The organism is Mycolicibacterium sp. XJ870, from assembly GCF_053483975.1.
The window spans coordinates 35,358-58,542 of sequence record NZ_JBEFTI010000006.1 but is presented as its reverse complement, the minus strand read 5'-3'; the positions used below and the strand labels follow the sequence as shown (position 1 = coordinate 58,542).

The window sequence follows — 23,185 nt, the reverse complement described above, 5'->3', positions numbered from 1 at the left end:
CGTCTGCCAGGCCCGGCGCGCGGCTACAGTGCCAGTTCAGCAGCCAGTCTCCAGTGGCAAGCTCACTGTTCTGCCAAGCCCAGTCGTTCAACCAACCACTGCCGTAGTTCGGGGCCGTAGTCGTCACGTTCCAACGCAAAGTCAACCGCAGCCTTCAGGTAGCCGCCGGGATTTCCCAGGTCGTGTCGAGCACCGCGGTGCACCACGACGTGAACCGGATGCCCCTCGTCGATCAGGAGTGCGATGGCATCGGTGAGCTGGATTTCGCCGCCGGCGCCACGCGAAACCCTGCGCAGCGCATCGAAAATCGCCCGGTCCAGGACGTAGCGGCCGGCCGCGGCGTAGTGCGACGGCGCATCCTCGGCCTTGGGCTTCTCCACCATGCCCTTGACCTTCAACACGTTCGGATTGGCCGCGTCGGGCACGACCTCGACGTCGAACACGCCGTAGGCGCTGATCTTGTCGCCGGGAACCTCGATCGCGCACAGCACCGTACCGCCGCGCTTGGCGCGCACCCTCGACATCGTCTCCAGCACGCCGGTCGGCAACACCAGATCATCGGGCAGCAGCACCGAGATGGCGTCTTCGTCGGATGCCAGGCTGTCCTCGACGCAGCCCACCGCATGACCGAGCCCCAGCGGTTCGGCCTGCACCACCGACTCGACCTTGATCAGGGCAGGCGCCCGTCGCACCTTCTCCAGCATCTGGACCTTGCCGCGCGCCTCCAGCGTGCCCTCGAGCACCAGGTCTTCGACGAAGTGCGCGACGACCCCGTCCTTGCCTTCCGAGGTGATGATGATCAGCCGCTCGGCGCCGCCCTCGGCTGCTTCAGCAGCCACCAACTCGATGCCCGGCGTATCGACCACCGGCAGCAGCTCCTTGGGAACCGTCTTGGTCGCCGGGAGAAAACGCGTCCCCAGACCCGCCGCTGGGACGACCGCCGTACGGGGTATGGGCACCGTAGGTGCCTTCGGGGGCGTGGTCATCGTTCACACATTAACGTCCGGTTTGGAATGGTGGAGGCCGTGGTCCCGACGACGAAGCCCCAGTTACGGACCGCGCTTCTGCGAAACCGGCGCGGGTTGTCCCAGCATGTCCGCGACGCCGAGGCCCACGCGCTGTGCCGCTGGCTGCCCGGGTTGGTCGAGGACGGCCAGACGGTGTGCGCGTATGTTCCGGTCGGTTCCGAGCCCGGCTCCCCTGCCCTGCTCGACACCTTGCTGGAACTCCGTGTGCGCGTTCTGCTTCCGATCGCACGCGTCGACGGCAACGAGGTTCCGGAGCCACTGCAGTGGGGTACGTACCGGCCCGGCACCCTGACCGCGGCGGCGTTCGGGCTGCGTGAACCACCACCACCCTGGCTGCCCGCGACAGCCACCCGCGAGGCCGACGTGATCCTGGTGCCTGCGCTGGCGGTCGACGTGTCGGGTACGCGGCTGGGCCGCGGCGCCGGTTTCTACGACCGCACCCTGGGACACGCCGGGCCCGGTGCGCACCTGGTCGCGGTGGTGCGCGACGACGAACTCGTCGACGAGTTGCCCGACGACCCGCACGACGTGCGCATGACGCACGCACTGACGCCGGGCCGCGGATTGGTGCCGCTGGGCGGTTGACGAAACTCGGCGCTGATTTCGGCCACCTGAACGCCGCAGTGGGCATAGCGTCGCTTGGTATGTGATCTACATCACGTCCAGCGAGAGCGGGTGACGACATGGCCGAAACGCCAACACTGAAGAAGGCGCTGAGCCAGCGGCAGCTGAGGATGATCGCGATCGGCGGGGTGATCGGCGCCGGCCTGTTCGTCGGCTCCGGCGTGGTGATCGGCGCTACCGGCCCCGGTGTGTTCATCACCTATGCGCTCGCCGGCGTGCTCATCATCATGGTGATGCGGATGCTGGCCGAGATGGCCGTGGCCAATCCTTCGACGGGGTCGTTCGCCGACTATGCGCGTAATGCGATGGGCAACTGGGCCGGATTCTCCGTCGGGTGGTTGTACTGGTATTTCTGGGTGATCGTGGTGGGCTTCGAAGCCATCGCCGGCGCCAAGATCATCCAGTACTGGGTTGATGTGCCGCTGGCACTGACGGCGCTGCTCCTCATGGTCCTCATGACCGCCACCAACCTGTTCTCGGTGTCCTCGTTCGGGGAGTTCGAGTATTGGTTCGCCGGGGTGAAGGTGGCCGCCATCCTGGCCTTCATCGGGCTGGGCACGCTCTATGTCATCGGCCTGTGGCCGCAGAAGAGCTTCGATTTCTCGAACCTCACCGCGCATGACGGGTTCTTCCCGCTCGGCGTCATGGCGATCACGGTCGGTGTCGTGACGGTGATCTTCTCGATGGTCGGCGCCGAGATCGCCACCATCGCCGCCGCGGAATCCGCGGACCCGGAACGGGCGGTCGCCAAGGCCGCCAACTCGGTGATCCTGCGCATCGCGATCTTCTTCGTCGGTTCGGCGTTTCTGCTCGTGACGATCCTGCCCTGGAACAGCGAGCAGGTCGCTGCATCGCCCTTCGTCTCGGCGTTCACCGAGATGGGCATCCCCTACGCCGACCACATCATGAACGCCGTGGTGCTCACGGCCGTGCTGAGCTGCCTGAACTCGGGCATGTACACCGCGTCGCGAATGTTGTTCGTCCTCGCCGCCCGTCGTGAAGCACCGGCGCAGCTGGTATCGGTGACGCGGCGCGGGGTTCCGGCCGCGGCGATTCTGACCTCGTCGGTAATCGGCTTGATCTGCGTGATCGCGGCCGCGTTCTCCGAAGACACGATCTTCGCGTTCCTGCTGGCCTCCAGCGGTGCGGTAATCCTGTTCGTCTATCTGCTCATCGCGATCTCGCAGATCATCCTGCGCTACCGCACCGATGACTCCGAGCTCAAGGTGAAGATGTGGCTGTTCCCGGTGCTGTCGATTCTCACCGCGGTGGCGATCGTGGCGATCCTGGTGCAGATGTTCGTCCAGGGTGGGGGTGACCGAAGGGCATTGGTGCTCAGCCTGCTGTCCTGGGCCGTGGTGATCGTGCTGTTCCTGGCCAACCGGTGGTTCATCAAGAGCCGTCCCGAGGTGGCCGGCGTCGCGCCGACCGAACATCCACACCGGGTGCTCGTGCTGGCCAATCAGACCGTGGAGTCGAGTGAACTGCTCGACGAGCTCCGCCGTATCGGGGCGGACAAGGACGCCGCCTATCACGTGGTGGTGCCGGCCAGCCCGATCGATACCGGCGTCGCCGCCACCCATGGCCCGCTGGATATTTCGGAGGCCACCCAGGAAGCTGCCCGTGGCCGGCTCGACCATACGCTGCTCACGTTGCGCTCGGAAGGTCTCGACGCGGACGGCGAGCTGGGTGATTACCGGCCGCTGCGCGCATTGTCGGCGGCCGTCGACGCTTTCCGGCCTGACCAGATCGTGATATCGACACTGCCACCGGAGGACTCGGTGTGGCAGCGGTTCGACGTCGTCGACCGGGCCCGCGCCGAACACAAGATTCCGGTGACACACGTGGTGTCCCGCATTCGCGCGGAGGCGCCGACGCCATGACCGTTCTCGCCGCATTCAGCGCAAGCCGGCAGGGCGCCGCCCCACTGCACCTGGCGGCCCAGATCGCCCGCGCAACCGGGGACAAGGTGATCGCGGCGGCCGTGGTGGAACGGCCTTGGCCACCCCGCGGCGACCCGGTCGAACAGGAATACCTCAAGTACGTGACCGAACAGGCCGACCAATCCTTGAGACGCGCACTGCCGAGGGACGTCGAGATTCCGACGGTGATCCACGAATCCACCTCGGTGCCAACGGGTTTGATGGAGCTGACGGCTGCGCACCGGGCCGGCCTTGTGGTGGTCGGATCCTCCAGCTCGGGCCTGTTGGGCAGGGTGGCCCTGGGCAGCGTGACCGAGCGCCTGGTGCACACCGCCGAGGTGCCGGTTGCCATCGCGCCCCGCGGCTACGCGCAGAGCACCGGACGGATCCGCCGCCTCACCGCGGCCTACGGTGGGGAGTCCGACGTCAACGGGCTCATTCCGGCCGCCGCCGAGTTGGCCAAGGACTGGTCGACGAGCCTGCGCATCGTGTCGTTCACGGTGCGCAACACCGCGGCGTTTCGCGGAAGCATCGAATCCTCGGCCGAGGATCTGGTGGTGCAGCAGTGGTCGCGTCGCACTCACGACGACATCGTCAAGCTGCTCAACGACGTTCGTGCACACATGGCGGTACCGGATGTGGACGTGGTGGTGGGCAGCGGCCCCGACTGGAACTCCGCGGTCCAGAGCGTGCCGTGGGAAACCGGGGACATGCTGCTGCTCGGATCCGGGGCTGCCGCGCAGACCGCACACGTGTTCCTCGGCTCGGCCGCGGCCAAGATCCTGCGGCACTCACCGGTTCCGGTGATGATCGTGCCCCGACGCCCGGCCTGACGGCGTCGCCTTTTCACCTCGCCCAGACGGCTCAACAACGGTCCAGCACCGCGGCCATGGCGTGCTGCTCTTTCTCCGAGACCCACAGCTGGTAGGCGGCTTTCACCTCGACCTGCCGGGACACGAACTGGCAGTGGAACACGGCGTTGGGCGGCAGCCAACTGGCCGCGTCACGAAACGCCTTGTCGAAGTTCGGTTGTGCGCCCACTGCGATCAGGTTGCGTGGGTCGTTGGCAAAGTCCTTGCGGCGCTGCGGGTCCCATTCCCGTGCGCCCTTGTACCAGGCATCTGACAGCGACACCAGGTGGTCGATCTGCACGGCGCTCGAGGTGTGGGGGCCGCGAACGAATCCGATGTCGGCGGCGGTGTAAGGATCGTGCAGCAGCCCGCTCTGGGCGTAACAGGTACCAGGCCGCACGACGAGTTGGACCAGGTCGCGCCGCAGGATGTCGTCGCGGGTGTTGCAGCCGTTGCGGCCGAACTCCACGTTGACGTCGTCAGTCCAGGCTTCGCCGAACCGCCAACGCGCGTAATCGGTATGCCGATCCCAGCCTTTGACGGGCAGCCCGGCCAACAGCGTGCGGGCGTGGTCGTAGCCGGGGCTGCCGAGCGCCGGCTGCGGTGCGGCCGACGGCTGTTGCGGAGCCTGCTCCTGGTGCGTCCGAGCAATAACGAGCACTGCCACCACCGCCACGAGGACCGCTATCACGCACAGTGCCGCTACTCTTCTGGTGCGCCGGCGCCGGCGGACCGGTGGAATGGCGGAGCCCACATAGCGGTTCTAGCACTTGAGACGGTAGAGTGCTAACAGGTTTGACCAACTCGGAGGTTTTCGTGCCCACCTATTCCTATGCGTGCACCGAGTGCAGCAATAGGTTCGATGCGGTGCAGGCTTTCAGCGATGATGCGCTGACCACCTGCCCCAAATGCTCCGGCAAGCTGCGCAAGCTCTTCGGCTCGGTCGGCGTGGTGTTCAAGGGCAGCGGCTTCTACCGCACCGACAACCGCGAGTCGAGCAAGAGCTCGTCAAACGGCTCAGCCACGAGCGAGTCCTCGGGCGGTTCGTCGGAGAAAGCTTCGTCGTCGTCGGAGAAGTCGTCTTCGTCGTCATCCGACAGCTCGTCGAGCAGCTCCAGCTCCGCACCCGCGGCCGCAGCCTCCAGCTAGGTTATCCACAGGCTGGCGATTTCCCCGTTCTGACCGGGCGCTTAAGCGCCTACGGTGACGCCATGGCCGAATCTCTCAACCCGTCGGCAGTACACCGGTTGACCGCTGCACTTCGGCCCGATTGGACCAGAACCGTCGCCGCGCGCCGGGCTGCGGCGGCCGGATTGGTGCTGTTGGCCGCCGTTGCAGCAGTCCGATCCGACCCGCGGGGTGATTACACCGACATCGCGGTGGCGGCTCGTGACCTCTCCCCCGGCACCGAATTGACCGCCGAGGACGTGCGGCTGGAGAGCCGCAGCGCCGCGACCCTGCCCGACGGCGCCCAGGCCGAGGTGGCCGACATGGTCGGCGCGACGCTGGCCGGGCCGGTCCGCCGCGGCGAAGTGCTCACCGATGTGCGCGTGCTGGGTCCCCGATTGGCCGAATCGGCCGCAGGTCCCGATGCCAGGATCGTTCCGCTACCGCTGAGCGACGGCGCCCTGCTCGATTTGATCCGACCGGGCGACGTGGTCGACGTGCTCACGGTCAGCGGCGAGCAGGACGGCCACGAGCAGGCCCGGCCGCTTGTGGTCGCCACGGACGCCGTGGTGGTGCTCGTCTCGGAGAAGCCCAAGGGCACGGGCAGTAATCGGGTGGCCCTGGTGGCTCTGCCCGCGCGATCAGCCAACGAGGTGGCCGCAGCGAGCCTGGTACAGGCCGTGACGCTGACGATTCACTGAGCGCCGAACCCGCTCGACACCCTCACTGCCGCACCCTGAACTCGGTACTGTTCGCTTGTCCGACCAACAAACCGTCGCTGCAGGAAGGGTTCCCGCATGTTGAAGGGCTTCAAAGAGTTTATTTCCCGAGGCAACGTCATCGACCTAGCAGTTGCTGTGGTTATCGGCGCGGCCTTCACCGGCCTGGTCACGTCCTTCACCGAGAAGGTCGTCCAGCCTCTGGTCGATCGCGTCGGCGCCGGCGGCGACAGGGAGTACGGCATTCTCAAGATTCCCCTCGGTGGTGATCCCGAGCAGTTCGTCGACCTGAACGCAGTGTTGTCGGCGGGCATCAATTTCCTGATTGTCGCGGCGGTGGTCTACTTCGTGATCATGCTGCCCTACAAGAAGCTGCGGGAACGCGGCGAGGTCGAACAAGCGCAGGACACCGAGTTGAGCATCCTGACCGAGATCCGCGACTTGCTGTCCGAGAATGGCTACACATCCAGCGGTAAGCACGTCACCGGCCCGGGCACCGGCCCCAGCCCGGACACCGCCACGTACACGAGCGGCGACCGCACCTAGCGGCCGCACAACACAAAACAGCCCCCGGAGAAATCCGGGGGCTGTTTTTTGTTGCCTGGGACGAACTAGTCGTTCATATGCTAGTTCATGTTCCAAGGCTCGCCGTACGTGGTGACGCTGTCACCGGTCGAGGCGATCAGGCGGGCGAACGGGCGCAGCAGCACACCGCCGGCCGCACCGGTCACCGTGCCGTGGGCATTGGAGACCGCGACCCCACCGGCTGCACCGGTGACGTCCACCGAGAAGGTGGCGACTTCCTGGATGCCGGGGCCGTTGCCCAGGTCAGCCGAGATCGACACACCGGGGAACAGGTTCGGGGTGATGACCGACTCCAGACCGAACGGCGGCTGGGTGATGTTGCCATCGTCGATCAGGATGTTGGGGGTGGTGTAGCTGAAGTTGATACCGACGCCCAGCGACCACGGGAAGCCGATCTGGTAGCCCAACTCCAAGGTGCCCTCGAACTCGTCGGCACCGGGGCCGGCCACGATGTACTTGGCGCGACCGGAGTGGAACCACTCACGGGTCAGGCGGTTGCGGTCCAGGGGGAACACACCGTTGAGGAAGGTGTCCCACTGCTGAACCGTCAGGGTGCGGTCCTGACCATCGACCAGGCTCAGCTCGTTATCCAGACCTGCATGAGAAGTGCCTGTGCTCGTAAACAGAGCCGCGATGGCCGCAACCAACGCGATCAGCACCCGACTGATTGCCTTCATGTTCTCCCTAGCTATGTCGCCGGCGATCCGCGGATCCACCGATTTTGTTGTGAGGTGCCCGGCCCTATCAGAACCAGACACCCTGCAAGGGCCTCATGTGGTGGGAATTAAAGACATCACATGCTGCTCTTACGTTTCGCTCATCGTTGACACGAGGAACATAACGGGGAGGCATCCGACCGGCAACGCAAGGACACAGGCGCGTGGCCTGTATGGCCAGTCGGTCGAAATTTGCTGAGACCGGACTGAGAAATGCCCAACCGGTCCGACGGACTGCGGTTTACGCCACATGGCAATGCTGTGACATGGTTCGCTTTGGTAACGAGAAGCGGTGCAGAACACAGTGGCGACCAGACGTTTTAGGCGTTCACTGCCCTGTTGCTGCTCAATCGTGATGAGGCGGAATGTTGCTCTGCAGCCATCGATCATGTTCGGCAGCGTCGTCTGGCGAATCCGAGTCGCGTTCGTCGGGAGCGATCCGCGGGAGTTCCTCACCGAAGATCTTGTTAACTGCGCGGCGGGTTGGCTGGTCAGGTTCTGCCATCGACATTCCCCTTTGTGACTAAGATCACACCCCACTATAGAGCGGTGTGAGGCCGTCGTTAACCTGCTGGTAACCCTGGCCGACCGGGGCACGCAGCGTTCGCCATACCTACGAAAACGGCGGCCGATGGCCGCCGCTTCGTCTTGGTTAGATCTCCAAGCTTGATAGCTGGCCGATGATCTGCACGGCCAGCGGACTCAATGTGGCCATGCCGTCGCGGACCGCGGCGCGGGAGCCGGCGATGTTCACGACGAGGGTGCTGCCGGAGATCCCCGCCAACCCGCGGGACACTCCCGCGTCGACGATGCCGGCCGACAATCCCGACGCGCGCAGAGCCTCTGAGATGCCGAGCAGTTCGCGGTCGAGAATGTCGACCGTTGCCTCCGGGGTGACGTCGCGGGGCGTGACACCGGTGCCCCCGACCGAGACCACGAGGTCGACGCCGCCGATGACTGCGGTGTTCAACGCGTTGCGGATCTCGACCTCGTCGGCCGCCACGACCACGACCCCGTCGACAACGAAACCGGCCTCACCCAACAGCTCGGTGACCAACGGACCGCTGTGGTCCTCCTCGCCATGCGCTGTGCGATCGTCGACGACGACGACGAGTGCCCGACCCACCAATTCCCCTGGCTGTTCCATGGCTGCAACCGTATATGTGGCGTCGGACAGCGGCCCATCGACCGGTGAAGCCACGCGCAACAAAACCCTGTCCCTGGCCGGTGTCAGCGTCCTCACTGCTCGGCCTTACCCAGCGTGACCTCGACAGTCTGCGGTTTTCCTGCAGGGTCGAGGTAGGTCAGCGTCACTTTCTCACCGGGCGCCTTGGACCGCACTGCCGCCACAAGCGCGTCGGCACTGCCGATCACCCGATCGTTGACCTTGGTGACCACCACGCCGCTCGGCAGGCCGGCCGCCGCGGCCGCACCGCCGCCGGTCACCTCGACGATCTTCGCGCCGTCGGAGGTGGTGTCGTTGCTGACCTGAACGCCGAGCGACGCGTGCGAGGCCGTGCCGTGCTGGATGAGTTCGTCGGCGATGCGCTTGGCCTGGTCGACCGGAATCGCGAAGCCCAACCCGATCGAGCCACTCTGCGCCTGCAGCGAATCGCCGCCCATCGTGGCGATCGCCGAGTTAATTCCGACAAGTTCGCCATTCATGTTGACCAGCGCGCCACCGGAGTTCCCCGGGTTGATGGCCGCGTCGGTCTGGATGGCGTCCAGGACGGTGTTCTGATTGCGGGTGTCTCCGCCCGCGGCGACGGGTCGGTTCAGTGCGCTGATGATGCCGGTGGTGACCGTTCCTTCCAGGCCCAGCGGCGAGCCGATGGCCACCACGTCCTGGCCGACCCGCAGGCTGCCCGACGAGCCGACGGAGATCGGGGTCAGACCCGACACGTCCTGTGCCCGCACCACGGCAATGTCACTGCTGGGGTCTGTGCCCACCACGGTGAACGGTTTTGTGGTGCCGTCCGAGAACGTCACCTTGGTCTGCGCGGCGGTCTGTCCGCCCGGCCCGCCCGCGCCGGGTCCCGGCCTGGCGGCCTCGACGACGTGGTTGTTGGTCAGGATCAACCCGTCGGCGGTCAGGATGACGCCCGACCCCTCCTCGGAGGCCCGGCCGAGATCTGTCTCAAGCTTGACCACGCTGGGCACAACTTTGGCCGCGACCTGCTCCACCGAGCCCGCGGGCAGCGCCGCGGCGGGAACAGTGGGAGCCATGCTTCCGGACAGGCCACCGATGCCCGGACCATCCTGCTGCACCAGCGTCGCCACTCCGCCGCCGATTCCGGCAGACACCACAGCGACCGCCAGCGCGCCCGCGGTCAGCCCGGCCCTCGAACGCTTCTTGGCAGCGACGGGCTGCGGGCTGGCGGGGATCCGGTACGGATCGTAGGGCGCACGATATGCCTGCTGTGACTGTTGAGGCTGCTGTTGTGGCTGCTGGGCATAGCGCCAGTCGTACTGGTGCTGCTGATACGGATCGGGGCGCCCACCCTGGTAACCGGGCGCGGCGCCGGGATGCTGGTCCGGCTGCTGGGAATACCTCGGATGGTTCGTCATGATGCTGCGGGCTCTTCTCTTCTAAAGGGTGCTGCGGTTGCGTTGTGCTCACTCAACCAACGAAGCTGCTGCGTATCAGGTTGCACAGGTGGACTGAGAATCCACTTAGAGATCGTTCTGCCCCACCCATGACTCGCCCCCCGGCTGGGATAACTGTCTCACCTTTCGTCGGCGGCGACAGTGTCCTCGTCGTGGTGCCGGTGATCGCGTGTCGCGCCGCCCCCGGGAATCGGTCGACCGGGCAGCATCATGTGCACCGCCGCCCCGGGCGGATCCCCGCCCGGCACCGTTTCGTCGATCCGGAGTGCGCCACCGTGTTTGAGCACAACCTGCTGCACAATCGCCAGGCCTAGACCAGATCCCGGCATCGCCCTGGCCGCGTCCGAACGATAGAACCGCTCGAACACCAGGCGTCGTTCCTGCGGCGGAATGCCCGGCCCATGGTCTGACACCACCAGTTCGGCGTGCACCGGATCAACCTGGTGCAAGCGCACGCCGACTCGCCCTCCGGGCGGGCTCCACTTGGCCGCATTGTCGAGCAGGTTGAGCACGGCCCGGCCCATCGCCGGCCCGTCGCCGAAGACCTCCCAGCCGATGACGTCGACGTCGAATTCGATGTCGTTGCGGCGCCGGCGGACCCGCTCCAGGCTGCGTTCCACAACCTCGGACATGTCGACCGCCTCGGGGGTGGCCCCGCCCACGTCGTCCCGCGTGAGGTCGACGAGGTCGCCGACCAGAGTGGACAGTTCCTCGATCTGGGCGATCACGTCGGCGCGCAGCCCGGCCATCTCATCCTCTGGAAGGCGCGGGGCACCGGGCGCCTGCGAGGCCATCAGCAGCTCGACGTTGGTGCGCAGCGAGGTCAGCGGTGTGCGCAGTTCATGGCCGGCGTCGGATACCAGGCGGGACTGCCGTTCCCGCGATTCGGCCAAGGCCCTCAGCATCATGTTGAACGCCTCGGTGAGCCGGGCGAGCTCGTCACTGCCCACGACCGGAATAGGCCGCAGGTCATCGGTGCGCGCCACGCGCTCGGCGGCTTCGGTGAGTCTGCCCACCGGCCGCAACCCCGCCCTGGCGACGGCACCACCTGCTATCGCGGCCACCGCCACGCCGAGGCCGCCCACGATGAGCAGCACGGTGCCCAACCGTCTGAGTACCTGGCCGGTCGGCGCCAGACTCTTGGAGATCAGCAGCGAACTGCCGTTGGCCAAGTGCACCGCCAGCACCCGCTGGTGATTGGCGGTGCGCAACGACATCAGCAGCTCACCGGAGATCACGTCTTTCTCCGCTTGACCCATCGGCAGGATCTGGCCCTGCTGATTGGCCGTATAGATGGACCGCCCGGGGATCACCAGCATCGCGTTGACATCGGAGTAGGCGGTGCCCTCGATCGCCTTGCCCGGGTCGGCGGCCAGCGAGCCGCTCTCGATCAGCAGCCGCGCACGGCTGTGCAGCTGATTGTCGAGATCGTCGTAGAGCGCACGCGACACCACGGCGTAGACGGCGACGGCCATCAACACCACAACCATGGCCACCATCGACATCGCGAGCATCATCACGCGCCAGCGCAGGGACAGTGAGCTGGTGTTCGGCAGCGTCGTGGATGGCCGCCAGAAGTTGGAGTTGAGTGCCATCTATCAGGGCGGGGTTTCGCGCAGCACGTAGCCGACTCCACGCACGGTGTGGATCAGCCGCGGCTCGCCTTCGGCTTCGGTCTTGCGGCGCAGGTAACCGATGTACACCTCAAGGGCATTACCCGAGGTGGGGAAGTCGAATCCCCATACTTCTTCGAGGATGCGGCTACGGGTGAGCACCCGCCGCGGATTGGCGATCAGCATCTCCAGCAGCGAGAACTCGGTGCGGGTCAGGCTGATCTGACGCTCGCCGCGGGTGACCTCCCGGGTCACCGGGTCGAGCGTGAGATCCGAGAACGACATCGTCTGGGATTCGCCGTCGTCGGAGACTGTGCGACGCAGCAACGCCCGCATCCGCGCGAGCAACTCTTCCAGAGCAAACGGCTTGGGCAGGTAATCGTCGGCACCGGCGTCCAGGCCGGCGACCCGCTCGGACACCGAGTCACGGGCGGTCAGCACCAGGATCGGAAGATCGTCGCCGGTGCTGCGGAGCTGACGGCATACCTCCAGGCCGTCGAGCCGCGGCATCATCACGTCCAGTACCACGGCGTCCGGCCGGTCATTGGCGATCGCCTCGAGGGCCTCGACACCATCCTGGGCGAGCTCGACCGAATAACCATTGAAGGAAAGCGACCGGCGCAGTGATTCGCGCACAGCGCGATCGTCGTCAACGACAAGTATGCGCACAGGCACAGTCTCATCCTGCTGTCTGAGAGAGGGCTGAGAGGCGCGCCGCAAATTCGCCCAGCGTTTTGGCGCGGCTTCGGGAGCCTCTTCTGGCAGATGGCACGCGAAAAAGCGCTATCACAAGTGATAGCGCTTTTCGGTGGGTGGTATGGAGGTCTAGCGCTTGTCGAGGTTGATCAGACCAAGACGCGCGGCCTTGAGCAGGCGACGCGGCACCTTGTGCTGCTGACCAGCGACGTTCACGCCGACGAGGCCGGTAGCCTCGGCCTTCCACTGCGCGCGCCGGCTCCGGGTGTTCGCGCGCGACATTCTGCGCTTGGGCACAGCCATGACGTGCATCTCCTTGCTTTGGGGTTGCGTCCGCGCGAAACCCAGACCATGGGTTGGCGACGATTGCACTACAGAGTAACGGTTGACCTGCGTCGGCTCCAAAACGCAGGCTGTTCCGGTAATCCGGGCGCAGCCTCGGTGGGGGTCGAGATTGCGCTCAGGGACAAAAACCGGGCTGCTTCTGTCCCTGGCTTCAATCTCGGTGCCGGGCGCCGCCCGACACATCCCCAGAACTCACGACTCACCATCCAGATTGCATCCAGGGACAAAATCCCGGCTCATCCTGTCCCTGGCTTCAATCTCGGCGCCATGTCAGTGCCTGGTGCAAGCATGCCGGAATGGGTGGGGTGTTGATCGGCAGTGAAGCGTTGACCAAGCGGCTCGTGACGCGCAACGACCTCAGGCATCACTACCGTCGACTGTTCCCCGACGTGTACGTGCAGGGAGAACCCACGCTGCGTGACCGGACAGTCGGCGCCTGGCTGTGGTCGGGCCGCCGGGCAGTGATCGCGGGTGTCGCCGCTTCAGCCCTGCATGGGGCGGCATACGTCGACGCCGATATCCCTATCGAACTCATCTGGCGCAACGGCCGACCACCGGGCGGCTTCATCGTCCGCAACGAGACGCTTGCTGACGACGAAATCAAACGGGTGGCGGGCCTACCGGTCACCACACCGGCGCGGACGGCGTTCGACCTGGCCCGTCACCTACCCCGTGACGAGGCCGTCGCTCGCATTGACGCTTTGGCCTGGACCCGGCGGGTCACCGTGGACGACGTCGCCCCACTCATCGAGCGGTACCCGAGTGTCCGGGGTATTCGCGCTCTCAAGGTTGCGTTGCCACTGGTCGACGCCGGCGCCGATTCACCGCAGGAAACCAGGCTGCGCCTGAAACTGACCGACGCCGGCATCCCGCCCGACCAAACCCAGATCACGGTGATCCAAGGCCGCCGCAGGGTCGCGATCTTGGACATGGGCTGGGAACGCTTCAAAGTCGGGGTCAATTACGACGGGATGTTCCACCAGTCCGACCGCAAACGTTATGTGCAGGACATGAAGACGCTGCGCAGGCTGGAGGCCATGGGATGGATCGTCATCCGCGTGATCGCCGAGGACAACATCGTCGACGTCCTCGCCCGGGTCGAACAAGCGCTACGCAGCCGAGGCTGGCACCCAGATTGCACCCAGGGACAAATCGCAGCCTGAATTTGTCCCTGGATGCAATCTCGGCGCAGCCCTCAGGGGATCACCACGGTTTTACCTGCCAATCGCCCGGCGTCAGCGTCCGCGTGGACAGCACCCAGCTCGGCCAATGGCCGGCGGGCCGCGACGTCGATGCGAACCTCTCCGGCGTCGACGAGGTCGACCAACTCGGCCAGCTGGCCCGCGTCGCTTCGGGCGAACACTCGCGCCGCGCGCACCTTGCGGTCGATGTCCTCCGGACCCGGCGTGGTGGTGCTGACCAGCACACCGCCGTCTTTGACGAGGCCGACGAGATCGGTCGTCTGCTCCGCCGTGGTGGTGACCAGGTTGAGCACCACATCGAATGGCGCACCCTCGGGTTCGGATGCGTAGTCGAGGTATCCGATGACGCGGTCGGCTCCGTAGCTCCGGACGCGCTCGACGCTGCGCACACCGGCGGTTGCGGTCACGACGGCACCAGTCCGCTTGGCGAGCTGAACCGCATATCCGCCTACCGCTCCCCCGGCCCCGTTGATCAAGATGGTCTGGCCGGCCGTCAACTCGGCATGCTCGAACAGCGACTGCCAGGCGGTCAACCCCACGCCGGGCAGGGCGGCCGCGTCGGTCAACGCGACCGTCCGAGGCGCGGCGGCCAACACGTCGGCGGGTGCCACCACATATTCGGCAGCGGCTCCGTCGGCGTTCATCGGCAGGAAGGCCACCACTGCCTGCCCAACCTGCCGGCCTGCCACGCCGTCGCCGACCTGTGCGATCGTCCCGGCCACGTCGATACCCGGCACATGCGGAAAGGCGATCGGGAAGGCGTCGGCCAGATAGCCGGCCCGGATCGCGGCGTCGACCGGGTTGAACGACGTGGCCGCGACCTGCACCAGCACCTCGCCCGCACCCGGCACGGGCCGCTCGACATCCTCGCGCTTCAGGACGTCGCTGTCGCCGTAGCTGTGATAGCGCACTGATTTCATGACTTCCTCCTCGGTTAGGTGCTTCGACATCGAAGCATTCACACGGTCACAACTGCTTCGATACCGAAGTAATTCCCCGGCGTTTCCGAATAGGGTGAGCGTGTGGCCGAACCACTCGAGCCGGAACAGCTGCAGACCTACTTCGCCCTCATGGAGGCGGTCAGCCTGCTTCAGCACGCCGGCGAGCAGCAATTGCGCACCGAGGGCGACCTGAGCTACGTCCAGTTCCAACTGCTGGCCAAGCTCGCCGACGCCGACGGGCCGCTGACCATGACCGAATTGGCCGACGGCGTCGTCTACAGCCGCAGCGGCCTAACCCATCAGGCCGGACTCCTCGACAAGGCCGGGCTCATCACTCGTCGGCCCAGTAGCGACGACCACCGCGCCACCCTGGTCGGCATCACCAAGAGCGGCCGCGCCCGGGTCGCCAAGGTCCTTCCCGGGCACATCCAGGTCACTCGCGATCTACTGTTCGAGCCGTTGTCGGGCAAGGATCTGCGCACACTCGGCGACATCATGGCCCGCGCGCGCGACCACATGCGCAGCCAACCTCCGCGGTCGGCCCGAAGGCGTACCCCTTGACTCGAGACCAGCGGTACCCGCTAACCTACCGGTTGGTTGGGTCCTAACCGGGGTTGACGGGAGTATGCGTGCCATCTGCAGTCCGTGATGCAGTCCGGATCGGAAACTGTTCGGGCTTCTACGGCGACCGGCTGGCCGCGATGCGCGAGATGCTCACCGGCGGCGAACTCGACTATCTGACCGGCGACTATCTCGCCGAGCTCACCATGCTCATCCTGGCCCGCGACCGCGCCAAGAACCCCGACCGTGGCTACGCCAAGACCTTCCTGCTGCAGCTTGAGGAATCGCTCGGGCTCGCACTCGACAAGGGGGTGAAGATCGTCGCCAACGCCGGCGGGCTCAACCCCGCGGGGCTGGCAGCGGCGGTTCGGGCCCTGGCCGACCGCCTGGGCCTGACCGTGAACGTCGCCCATGTCGAAGGTGACGACCTGGTGGCCCGCGCCGCCGAGCTCGGGTTCGGCACTCCCCTGTCAGCCAACGCGTACCTGGGTGCGTGGGGCATCGTCGACTGTCTGGCCAGTGGTGCCGACGTCGTGGTCACCGGCCGCGTCACCGACGCCTCGGTCATCGTAGGGCCCGCGGCCGCCCATTTCGGTTGGGCACGTACTGATTACGACGCGCTGGCCGGGGCCGTGGCCGCCGGGCACGTCATCGAATGCGGAACCCAGGCCACCGGCGGCAACTACGCGTTCTTCACCGAGGTGGCCGACCTTTCACATCCGGGTTTCCCGATCGCCGAGATCTCGGCCGACGGCTCGTCGGTGATCACGAAACATCCCGGCACCGGTGGGCAGGTCAGCGTCGGCACCGTGACCGCGCAGCTGCTGTATGAGATCACCGGCGCGCGCTACGCCAATCCCGATGTGACGTTGCGGGTCGACTCCCTGCAGTTGGACGCCGACGGCGACGACCGCGTGCGGATCTCGGGGGTGACGGGTGAGGCTCCGCCGCCGACGTTGAAGGTGTCGCTCAACAGTATCGGCGGCTTCCGCAATGCGACGACGTTCGTGCTCACCGGCCTCGACATCGAGGCCAAGGCCGATTTGGTTCGCAGCCAGCTGGAGGCGGGCCTGAAAGTGCGTCCGGCAGAGATGGAATGGTCGCTGGCCCGCACCGACCATGCCGACGCCGACACCGAGGAAGCCGCGAGCGCACTGCTGCACCTGGTGGTCCGGGATCCGGACCCCAACATCGTGGGCCGCCAATTCTCCTCGGCCGGAGTCGAACTCGCATTGGCCAGCTATCCGGGCTTCACCGCGACAGCCCCGCCCGGCGACGGTCAGGTGTACGGCGTATTCAACCCCGGCTATGTCGACGCCGAAAAGGTGCCGCACGTCGCCGTGCATGCCGACGGCACGCGCGTCGATATCGCACCGGCCACCGAAACACTTGCTCTCGCACCGGCCGCCGAGCCTGAGGTGCCGGCTCCGTCGCCCACCGGGCCGACGCGGCGTGCGCCGCTCGGCGTGATCGCCGGTGCGCGCAGCGGCGACAAGGGCGGGTCGGCCAACGTCGGGGTCTGGGTAAGGACAGACGAGCAGTGGTGCTGGCTGGTGCACACATTGACTGTCGACAAGCTGCAGGAATTGCTGCCCGAGACAGCGGATCTGCCGGTTACCCGGCATGTGCTCCCGAACCTGCGGGCACTCAACTTCGTGATCGACGGCATTCTCGGCCAGGGCGTGGCGTATCAGGCCCGGTTCGATCCACAGGCCAAGGGGCTGGGCGAATGGTTGCGCAGCCGTTATCTCGATATCCCGGAAAGGTTGCTGTGACCGGCATCTGGAACACCCCCGAACGAGACGCACTGCGAAAGACGGTGCGCAGCTTCGCCGAACGCGAGGTGCTGCCCAACGTCGACGAGTGGGAGCGCACCGGTGAGCTGCCCCGCGAACTGCACCGCAAGGCCGGAGAGGCGGGCCTGCTCGGCGCTGGGTTCCCCGAGTCGGTCGGCGGTGGCGGCGGTGACGGCGTCGACGCGGTGATCATCTGCGAGGAAATGCACTACGCCGGTTCGCCGGGTGGCGTGTTCGCTTCGCTGTTCACCTGTGGGATCGCGGTGCCGCACATGATCGCCTCCGGTGACGAGCGGCTGATCGAGACCTACGTGAAGCCCACCCTGCGCGGCGATCTCATCGGATCCTTGGCGATCACCGAACCCGGCGGCGGCTCCGACGTCGGGCACCTCACCACGCGCGCGGTCCGCGACGGCGAGGATTACATCCTCAACGGCGCCAAGACCTACATCACCTCGGGCGTTCGGGCCGATTACGTCGTCACCGCGGCCCGCACCGGCGGGCCGGGCGCGGCAGGCGTCTCGCTCATCGTGGTGGACAAGGGAACTCCAGGTTTCGAGGTCAGCCGCAAGCTCGACAAGATGGGTTGGCGATCAAGCGATACCGCCGAACTGTCCTACACCGATGTCCGTGTGCCGGTGGCCAATCTCGTCGGCGCGGAGAACTCGGGCTTCCTGCAGATCGCCGCGGCTTTCGTGTCCGAGCGGGTCGGCCTTGCCGCACAGGCATATTCGAGTGCACAGCGCTGTCTGGACCTCACCGTCGAGTGGTGCCGCAACCGGGAAACCTTCGGCAGGCCGTTGATTTCCCGGCAGTCGGTGCAGAACACGCTCGCCGAGATGGCCCGGCGCATCGACGTGGCACGGGTGTACACCCGCAGCGTGGTGGAGCGCCAACTCGCCGGTGAGCAGGGTTTGATCACCGAAGTGTGCTTCGCCAAGAACACCGCTGTCGAGGCCGGTGAGTGGGTGGCCAATCAGGCCGTGCAGCTATTCGGCGGCATGGGCTATATGGCCGAATCCGAGGTGGAACGCCAGTACCGCGACATGCGCATTCTGGGTATCGGTGGCGGTACCACCGAGATCCTGACCTCGCTGGCGGCCAAGACGTTGGGCTACCAATCGTGACCGCGTTGAAATCCACTTTGGACGTCAACGCCCCCGGGTATGTGGCCGCGGCTGAGGTGATGGAGAACAAGCTCGACGAGCTGACCACCGAGCACGCCAAAGCCTTGGCCGGTGGCGGCACCAAGTACGTCGAACGCCACCATTCCCGCGGCAAGCTCACTGCGCGGGAACGGGTCGAGCTGCTACTCGATCCGGATGCCCCGTTCCTGGAGCTCAGCCCATTGGCGGCGTGGGGTAGCGATTTCACCGTAGGCGCCAGCGTCGTCTGCGGCATCGGCGCCGTCGAAGGTGTCGAGTGCCTGATCGTCGCCAATGATCCGACGGTCAAGGGCGGCACCAGCAACCCGTGGACGCTCAAGAAGATCCTGCGCGCCAACCAGATTGCACTGCAGAACCGTCTGCCCGTGATCTCGCTGGTGGAGTCCGGTGGCGCCGACCTACCCACGCAGAAAGAGATCTTCATCCCCGGCGGGCAGATGTTCCGCGATCTGACTCGGCTCTCCGCAGCAGGTATCCCGACGATTGCGCTGGTGTTCGGCAACTCGACGGCCGGCGGCGCGTATGTGCCGGGCATGTCCGATCACGTCGTGATGATCAAGGAACGCTCGAAGGTGTTTCTGGCCGGACCGCCGCTGGTGAAGATGGCCACCGGCGAGGAGTCCGACGACGAATCACTGGGCGGCGCCGAAATGCACGTCCGCACCTCGGGTCTGGGCGACTACCTCGCGCTCGACGAGCACGACGCCATCCGTATCGGCCGCCGCATCGTGGCCCGGCTCAACTGGCACAAGCAGGGACCCGCACCTGCGCCGGTGACCGAGCCGCTGTTCGACCCGGAGGAATTGATCGGCATCGTGCCGGCGGATCTGCGGATCCCGTTCGACCCGCGCGACGTGATCGCCCGCATCGTCGACGGCTCGGATTTCGACGAGTTCAAGCCGCTGTACGGTTCGTCGCTCGTGACCGGGTGGGCGACGCTGTACGGCTATCCCATCGGGATCCTGGCCAACGCACGCGGCGTGCTGTTCAGTGAGGAGTCCCAGAAGGCCACGCAGTTCATCCAACTGGCCAACCGGGCCGACACCCCACTTCTGTTCCTGCACAACACCACCGGATACATGGTGGGTAAGCAGTACGAAGAGGGCGGCATGATCAAGCACGGCTCGATGATGATCAACGCGGTGTCCAACTCGACGGTGCCGCATATCTCGCTGCTGATCGGCGCCTCCTACGGCGCAGGCCACTACGGCATGTGCGGCCGCGCCTACGATCCCCGGTTCCTGTTCGCCTGGCCGAGCTCGAAATCCGCGGTGATGGGCGGCACCCAGTTGGCCGGTGTGCTCTCGATCGTCAGCCGCGCGGCGGCCGAGGCCCGTGGCCAGCAGGTCGACGAAGCCGCCGATGCCGCGCTGAGAGCCGCCGTCGAAGCACAGATCGAAGCCGAGTCACTGCCGATGTTCCTGTCCGGCAGGCTCTACGACGACGGCGTCATCGACCCCCGCGACACGCGCACGGTGCTGGGAATGTGCCTGTCCGCCATCGCCAATGGCCCGATCGAGGGGACGTCGAACTTCGGCGTCTTCAGGATGTGAGCACCCGATGATTACGCGAGTCCTGGTCGCCAACCGCGGAGAGATCGCCCGCCGGGTGTTCGCCACCTGCCGCCGCCTCGGCATCGGTACCGTCGCCGTCTACACCGACCCCGACGCCGGTTCCCCGCACGTCGCCGAGGCTGACGCGCGGGTACGTCTGCAGGGCAACAACGGGTACCTAGACGCTGCGCAGATTATTGGCGCGGCCCGGGCTGCCGGTGCCGACGCCATTCACCCCGGCTACGGATTCCTCTCGGAGAACCCGGAGTTCGCGGCAGCCGTTCTCGATGCCGGGTTGACGTGGATCGGCCCGCCGGTGGCGGCCGTGCGCGCCATGGGTTCCAAGATCGAGGCCAAGAAGATGATGGCCGCGGCCGGGGTGCCGGTGCTCGAAGAGCTCGATCCAGAGAGCGTGACTGCCCAGCAGCTGCCGGTGCTGGTGAAGGCCTCGGCAGGCGGCGGCGGCCGCGGCATGCGCGTGGTTCGTGAACTAGCTGACCTGCCAAGTGAAGTGGCCGCAGCCCAACGCGAGGCGCAGTCGGCATTCGGTGACCCGACGGTGTTCTGCGAGCGTTACCTGGCTGCCGGCCACCACGTCGAGGTGCAGGTGCTCGCCGACGAGCACGGCACGGTGTGGTCGATTGGAGAGCGCGAATGTTCGATCCAGCGCCGCCACCAGAAGATCGTCGAGGAGGCGCCGTCGCCCCTTGTCGAACGCACGGAAGGCATGCGGGACAAGCTGTTCCATGCAGCGCGGCTGGCGGCAGAGGCGATTGGCTACACCGGCGCGGGCACCGTCGAGTTCATGGCTGACGATCATGGTGACTTCTTCTTCCTGGAGATGAACACCCGGCTGCAGGTCGAGCATCCGGTGACCGAGGCGACCACCGGCCTGGACCTGGTCGAGCTGCAGCTGCGGGTTGCCGAAGGGGCACGGCTGGATCCCCAGCCGCCGCCGTCGCGCGGATACTCCATCGAGACCAGGCTGTACGCCGAAGACCCCGGAAAGAATTGGCAGCCGCAAGCCGGCACCGTGCACCGCTTCGAAGTCCCCGGGGAGGTCCGCGTCGACACCGGCGTCGTCGACGGCTCAGTGGTGTCGATCTTCTATGACCCCATGCTGGCCAAGGTGATCTCCTACGCGCCCAGCCGGCGGCAGGCCGCCGGTGTGCTGGCCGATGCGCTGGCCCGCACGAAGATCCACGGGGTGCGCACGAACCGGGATCTGCTGGTGAACGTGCTGCGCCATGAGGCATTTCTGGACGGGGCAACCGACACCGCGTTCTTCGACACCCACGGCCTGGACCGCCTGGCCGCGCCACTGGGCGATCCTCAGGCAGTAAGACTGTCCGCTGTCGCCGCCGCACTCGCCGAGGCCGCGCACAACCGGGCCACCGCAAAGGTTTTCGGCCCGGCCCCGAACGGTTGGCGCAACCTGGCTTCGGGCTACCAGACGCGGGCGTATGACGACATCACGGTGCGCTACCGATTCACCCGTACCGGGGTGGAACTGCCCGACAACGAGGGTGTCGCGTTGGTGTCGGCGACGCCCGAGCGGGTGGTGCTTGCTGTTGACGGCGTTGAGCGGCCGTTCGAGGTGGCCCGCTACGGCTCGGATGTGTTCGTCGACTCCCCGCTGGGACCGGTGCAATTGACCGCGCAGCCACGGTTCCCCGATCCGGATTCCGCGGTCGCGCACGGCTCGCTGCTGGCCCCGATGCCGGGCTCGGTGGTGCGGGTGGGTGCCGCAGCTGGCGACACCGTCACCGCCGGCCAACCGCTGATCTGGCTGGAGGCCATGAAGATGGAACACACCATTGCCGCACCCGAGGACGGTGTGCTCGCCGAACTGAATGTCACAGCCGGCCAACAGGTCGAGGTCGGCGCCGTACTTGCCCGCGTGGAAGCCCCTGAAGGAGAACAGCAATGAGCTTTGTCGAAACCGAAGAGCAGCAGGCACTGCGCCATGCGGTGGCCGCGATGGCCGCCAACTATGGTCAGGACTACTACCTGGAGAAGGCCCGCGCCGGTGAGCACACCACCGAATTGTGGAATGAGGCAGGCAAACTCGGCTTCATCGGAGTGAACCTGCCCGAGGAATACGGCGGTGGCGGCGCAGGCATGTACGAACTCAGCCTGGTCATGGAGGAGATGTCCTCGACCGGCTGCGCGTTGCTGATGATGGTGGTCTCCCCCGCCATCAACGGCACCATCATTTCCAAGTTCGGCACCGAGGGGCAGAAGAAGCGCTGGATTCCGGGTATCGCCGACGGGTCGATCACGATGGCGTTCGCCATCACCGAGCCGGATGCCGGATCCAACAGCCACCGCATCACCACCACCGCCCGCAGAGACGGCAGCGACTGGATTCTCAAGGGCCAGAAGACTTTCATCTCCGGTATCGACCAGGCGCAGGCGGTGCTCGTCGTCGGCCGCACCGAGGATCACAAGACCGGCAACCTCAAACCGGCGCTGTTCGTCATCCCGACCGACACGCCGGGTCTGAACTGGACCAAGATCGACATGGAGATCGTCAGCCCGGAGAGCCAGTTCCAGGTGTTCCTGGACGATGTGCGACTGCCGGCCGATGCGCTGGTGGGTTCGGAGGACGCCGCGATCGCCCAGTTGTTCGCCGGGCTGAACCCCGAACGCATCATGGGTGCAGCGAGCGCCGTGGGCATGGGCCGGTTCGCGATCAACAAGGCCGTCGACTACGTCAAGACGCGCCAAGTCTGGAAAGCCCCGATCGGTTCGCATCAAGGCATCTCACATCCGTTGGCGCAGAACCACATCGAGATCGAGCTGGCCAAGCTGATGATGCAGAAGGCCGCGACGCTGTACGACGCGGGCGACGATTTCGGTGCGGCGGAAGCCGCCAACATGGCCAAGTACGCCGCGGGGGAGGCATCAGTGCGGGCCGTCGACCAGGCGGTGCAGTCCCTCGGTGGTAACGGCCTGACCAAGGAGTACGGCATCGCCGCGGCGGTGACGGCTTCCAAGCTGGCCCGCATCGCACCGGTCAGCCGGGAGATGATCCTGAACTTCGTCGCTCAGACGTCGCTGGGCCTGCCTCGCTCTTACTAAAGGGGCCGT

At 66.2% G+C, this 23,185-nt stretch carries 23 protein-coding genes; 13 read left to right on the top strand and 10 right to left on the bottom strand.

Features of this window, described 5'->3' with window-relative positions; translation table 11 throughout:
- Nucleotides 1-62: 62 nt before the first annotated feature.
- Entirely contained in the window at nucleotides 63-986 is a 924-nt protein-coding gene (locus ABQF30_RS21075; protein ID WP_448467373.1) for a UTP--glucose-1-phosphate uridylyltransferase, read from the bottom strand.
- 27 nt (nucleotides 987-1,013) lie between these two features.
- On the opposite strand from ABQF30_RS21075, the gene ABQF30_RS21070 reads away from it, so the two are divergent.
- The 3 genes from ABQF30_RS21070 to ABQF30_RS21060 all read left to right on the top strand — a co-directional run bounded on the left by ABQF30_RS21070 (nucleotide 1,014) and on the right by ABQF30_RS21060 (nucleotide 4,407).
- Entirely contained in the window at nucleotides 1,014-1,613 is a 600-nt protein-coding gene (locus ABQF30_RS21070) for a 5-formyltetrahydrofolate cyclo-ligase (protein WP_448467371.1), read from the top strand.
- Nucleotides 1,614-1,711: 98 nt separating this feature from the next.
- Nucleotides 1,712-3,535, top strand: coding sequence for an amino acid permease (locus ABQF30_RS21065; RefSeq protein ID WP_448467369.1), 1,824 nt, complete (start codon nucleotides 1,712-1,714; stop codon nucleotides 3,533-3,535).
- Nucleotides 3,532-4,407, top strand: a complete 876-nt coding sequence (locus ABQF30_RS21060; RefSeq protein ID WP_448467368.1) for a universal stress protein — start codon at nucleotides 3,532-3,534, stop codon at nucleotides 4,405-4,407. The genes ABQF30_RS21065 and ABQF30_RS21060 overlap by 4 nt, the downstream gene beginning before the upstream one ends.
- A 31-nt stretch (nucleotides 4,408-4,438) precedes the next feature.
- Here the strand turns inward: ABQF30_RS21060 and ABQF30_RS21055 are convergent, their stop codons facing one another.
- Nucleotides 4,439-5,116 carry an HNH endonuclease family protein gene (locus ABQF30_RS21055; RefSeq protein WP_448467366.1) on the bottom strand — a complete coding sequence of 226 codons (678 nt, stop codon included), beginning with the start codon at nucleotides 5,114-5,116 and terminating at the stop codon, nucleotides 4,439-4,441.
- 125 nt (nucleotides 5,117-5,241) lie between these two features.
- Between ABQF30_RS21055 and ABQF30_RS21050 the strand changes: the two genes are divergently transcribed.
- The 3 genes from ABQF30_RS21050 (at nucleotide 5,242) to mscL (ending at nucleotide 6,857) form a co-directional block, all read left to right on the top strand.
- Nucleotides 5,242-5,574 carry an FmdB family zinc ribbon protein gene (locus ABQF30_RS21050; RefSeq protein ID WP_448467789.1) on the top strand — a complete coding sequence of 111 codons (333 nt, stop codon included), beginning with the start codon at nucleotides 5,242-5,244 and terminating at the stop codon, nucleotides 5,572-5,574.
- 62 nt (nucleotides 5,575-5,636) lie between these two features.
- Nucleotides 5,637-6,293: an SAF domain-containing protein gene (locus ABQF30_RS21045; protein ID WP_448467364.1), complete on the top strand. Its 657-nt coding sequence runs from the start codon at nucleotides 5,637-5,639 to the stop codon at nucleotides 6,291-6,293.
- Between the two features lie 96 nt (nucleotides 6,294-6,389).
- Complete coding sequence (gene mscL, locus ABQF30_RS21040; RefSeq protein ID WP_448467362.1) at nucleotides 6,390-6,857, top strand: large-conductance mechanosensitive channel protein MscL; 468 nt, start codon at nucleotides 6,390-6,392, stop codon at nucleotides 6,855-6,857.
- An 80-nt stretch (nucleotides 6,858-6,937) separates the two neighbouring features.
- Here the strand turns inward: mscL and ABQF30_RS21035 are convergent, their stop codons facing one another.
- From ABQF30_RS21035 to rpmF, 7 genes are all read right to left on the bottom strand, one after another.
- On the bottom strand, nucleotides 6,938-7,573 hold the full coding sequence (locus tag ABQF30_RS21035; RefSeq protein WP_448467361.1) for a porin MspA: 636 nt from the start codon (nucleotides 7,571-7,573) through the stop codon (nucleotides 6,938-6,940).
- Between the two features lie 385 nt (nucleotides 7,574-7,958).
- Entirely contained in the window at nucleotides 7,959-8,117 is a 159-nt protein-coding gene (locus ABQF30_RS21030; RefSeq protein ID WP_448467359.1) for a hypothetical protein, read from the bottom strand.
- 147 nt (nucleotides 8,118-8,264) lie between these two features.
- Nucleotides 8,265-8,759 (bottom strand): MogA/MoaB family molybdenum cofactor biosynthesis protein, encoded by a 495-nt coding sequence (locus tag ABQF30_RS21025; protein WP_448467357.1) that lies wholly within the window; start codon nucleotides 8,757-8,759, stop codon nucleotides 8,265-8,267.
- A 92-nt stretch (nucleotides 8,760-8,851) separates the two neighbouring features.
- Nucleotides 8,852-10,180, bottom strand: a complete 1,329-nt coding sequence (locus tag ABQF30_RS21020) for a S1C family serine protease (protein ID WP_448467355.1) — start codon at nucleotides 10,178-10,180, stop codon at nucleotides 8,852-8,854.
- A 158-nt stretch (nucleotides 10,181-10,338) separates the two neighbouring features.
- Nucleotides 10,339-11,814 carry a HAMP domain-containing sensor histidine kinase gene (locus ABQF30_RS21015; RefSeq protein WP_448467353.1) on the bottom strand — a complete coding sequence of 492 codons (1,476 nt, stop codon included), beginning with the start codon at nucleotides 11,812-11,814 and terminating at the stop codon, nucleotides 10,339-10,341.
- Nucleotides 11,815-11,817: 3 nt separating this feature from the next.
- Nucleotides 11,818-12,501 (bottom strand): response regulator transcription factor, encoded by a 684-nt coding sequence (locus ABQF30_RS21010; RefSeq protein ID WP_448467351.1) that lies wholly within the window; start codon nucleotides 12,499-12,501, stop codon nucleotides 11,818-11,820.
- Between the two features lie 156 nt (nucleotides 12,502-12,657).
- Nucleotides 12,658-12,831: a 50S ribosomal protein L32 gene (gene rpmF / locus ABQF30_RS21005; RefSeq protein WP_448467349.1), complete on the bottom strand. Its 174-nt coding sequence runs from the start codon at nucleotides 12,829-12,831 to the stop codon at nucleotides 12,658-12,660.
- A 338-nt stretch (nucleotides 12,832-13,169) separates the two neighbouring features.
- Between rpmF and ABQF30_RS21000 the strand changes: the two genes are divergently transcribed.
- On the top strand, nucleotides 13,170-14,036 hold the full coding sequence (locus ABQF30_RS21000) for a type IV toxin-antitoxin system AbiEi family antitoxin (RefSeq protein WP_448467347.1): 867 nt from the start codon (nucleotides 13,170-13,172) through the stop codon (nucleotides 14,034-14,036).
- A gap of 32 nt (nucleotides 14,037-14,068) precedes the next feature.
- Here the strand turns inward: ABQF30_RS21000 and ABQF30_RS20995 are convergent, their stop codons facing one another.
- Nucleotides 14,069-14,995 (bottom strand): NADP-dependent oxidoreductase, encoded by a 927-nt coding sequence (locus tag ABQF30_RS20995; protein ID WP_448467345.1) that lies wholly within the window; start codon nucleotides 14,993-14,995, stop codon nucleotides 14,069-14,071.
- Between the two features lie 102 nt (nucleotides 14,996-15,097).
- Between ABQF30_RS20995 and ABQF30_RS20990 the strand changes: the two genes are divergently transcribed.
- The 6 genes from ABQF30_RS20990 (at nucleotide 15,098) to ABQF30_RS20965 (ending at nucleotide 23,176) form a co-directional block, all read left to right on the top strand.
- Nucleotides 15,098-15,577, top strand: coding sequence for a MarR family winged helix-turn-helix transcriptional regulator (locus ABQF30_RS20990; RefSeq protein WP_448467343.1), 480 nt, complete (start codon nucleotides 15,098-15,100; stop codon nucleotides 15,575-15,577).
- Nucleotides 15,578-15,645: 68 nt separating this feature from the next.
- Complete coding sequence (locus tag ABQF30_RS20985; RefSeq protein WP_448467341.1) at nucleotides 15,646-17,352, top strand: acyclic terpene utilization AtuA family protein; 1,707 nt, start codon at nucleotides 15,646-15,648, stop codon at nucleotides 17,350-17,352.
- 5 nt (nucleotides 17,353-17,357) lie between these two features.
- Nucleotides 17,358-18,500: an acyl-CoA dehydrogenase family protein gene (locus ABQF30_RS20980; protein ID WP_448467787.1), complete on the top strand. Its 1,143-nt coding sequence runs from the start codon at nucleotides 17,358-17,360 to the stop codon at nucleotides 18,498-18,500.
- A 59-nt stretch (nucleotides 18,501-18,559) separates the two neighbouring features.
- Nucleotides 18,560-20,092, top strand: coding sequence for an acyl-CoA carboxylase subunit beta (locus tag ABQF30_RS20975; protein WP_448467785.1), 1,533 nt, complete (start codon nucleotides 18,560-18,562; stop codon nucleotides 20,090-20,092).
- A gap of 7 nt (nucleotides 20,093-20,099) precedes the next feature.
- The gene (locus tag ABQF30_RS20970; RefSeq protein ID WP_448467339.1) at nucleotides 20,100-22,022 is read left to right on the top strand and encodes an acetyl/propionyl/methylcrotonyl-CoA carboxylase subunit alpha; all 1,923 of its coding nucleotides are present in this window, start codon (nucleotides 20,100-20,102) and stop codon (nucleotides 22,020-22,022) included.
- On the top strand, nucleotides 22,019-23,176 hold the full coding sequence (locus tag ABQF30_RS20965; protein ID WP_448467337.1) for an acyl-CoA dehydrogenase family protein: 1,158 nt from the start codon (nucleotides 22,019-22,021) through the stop codon (nucleotides 23,174-23,176). Before ABQF30_RS20970 ends, ABQF30_RS20965 begins: the two co-directional genes overlap by 4 nt.
- Nucleotides 23,177-23,185 lie beyond the last annotated feature (9 nt).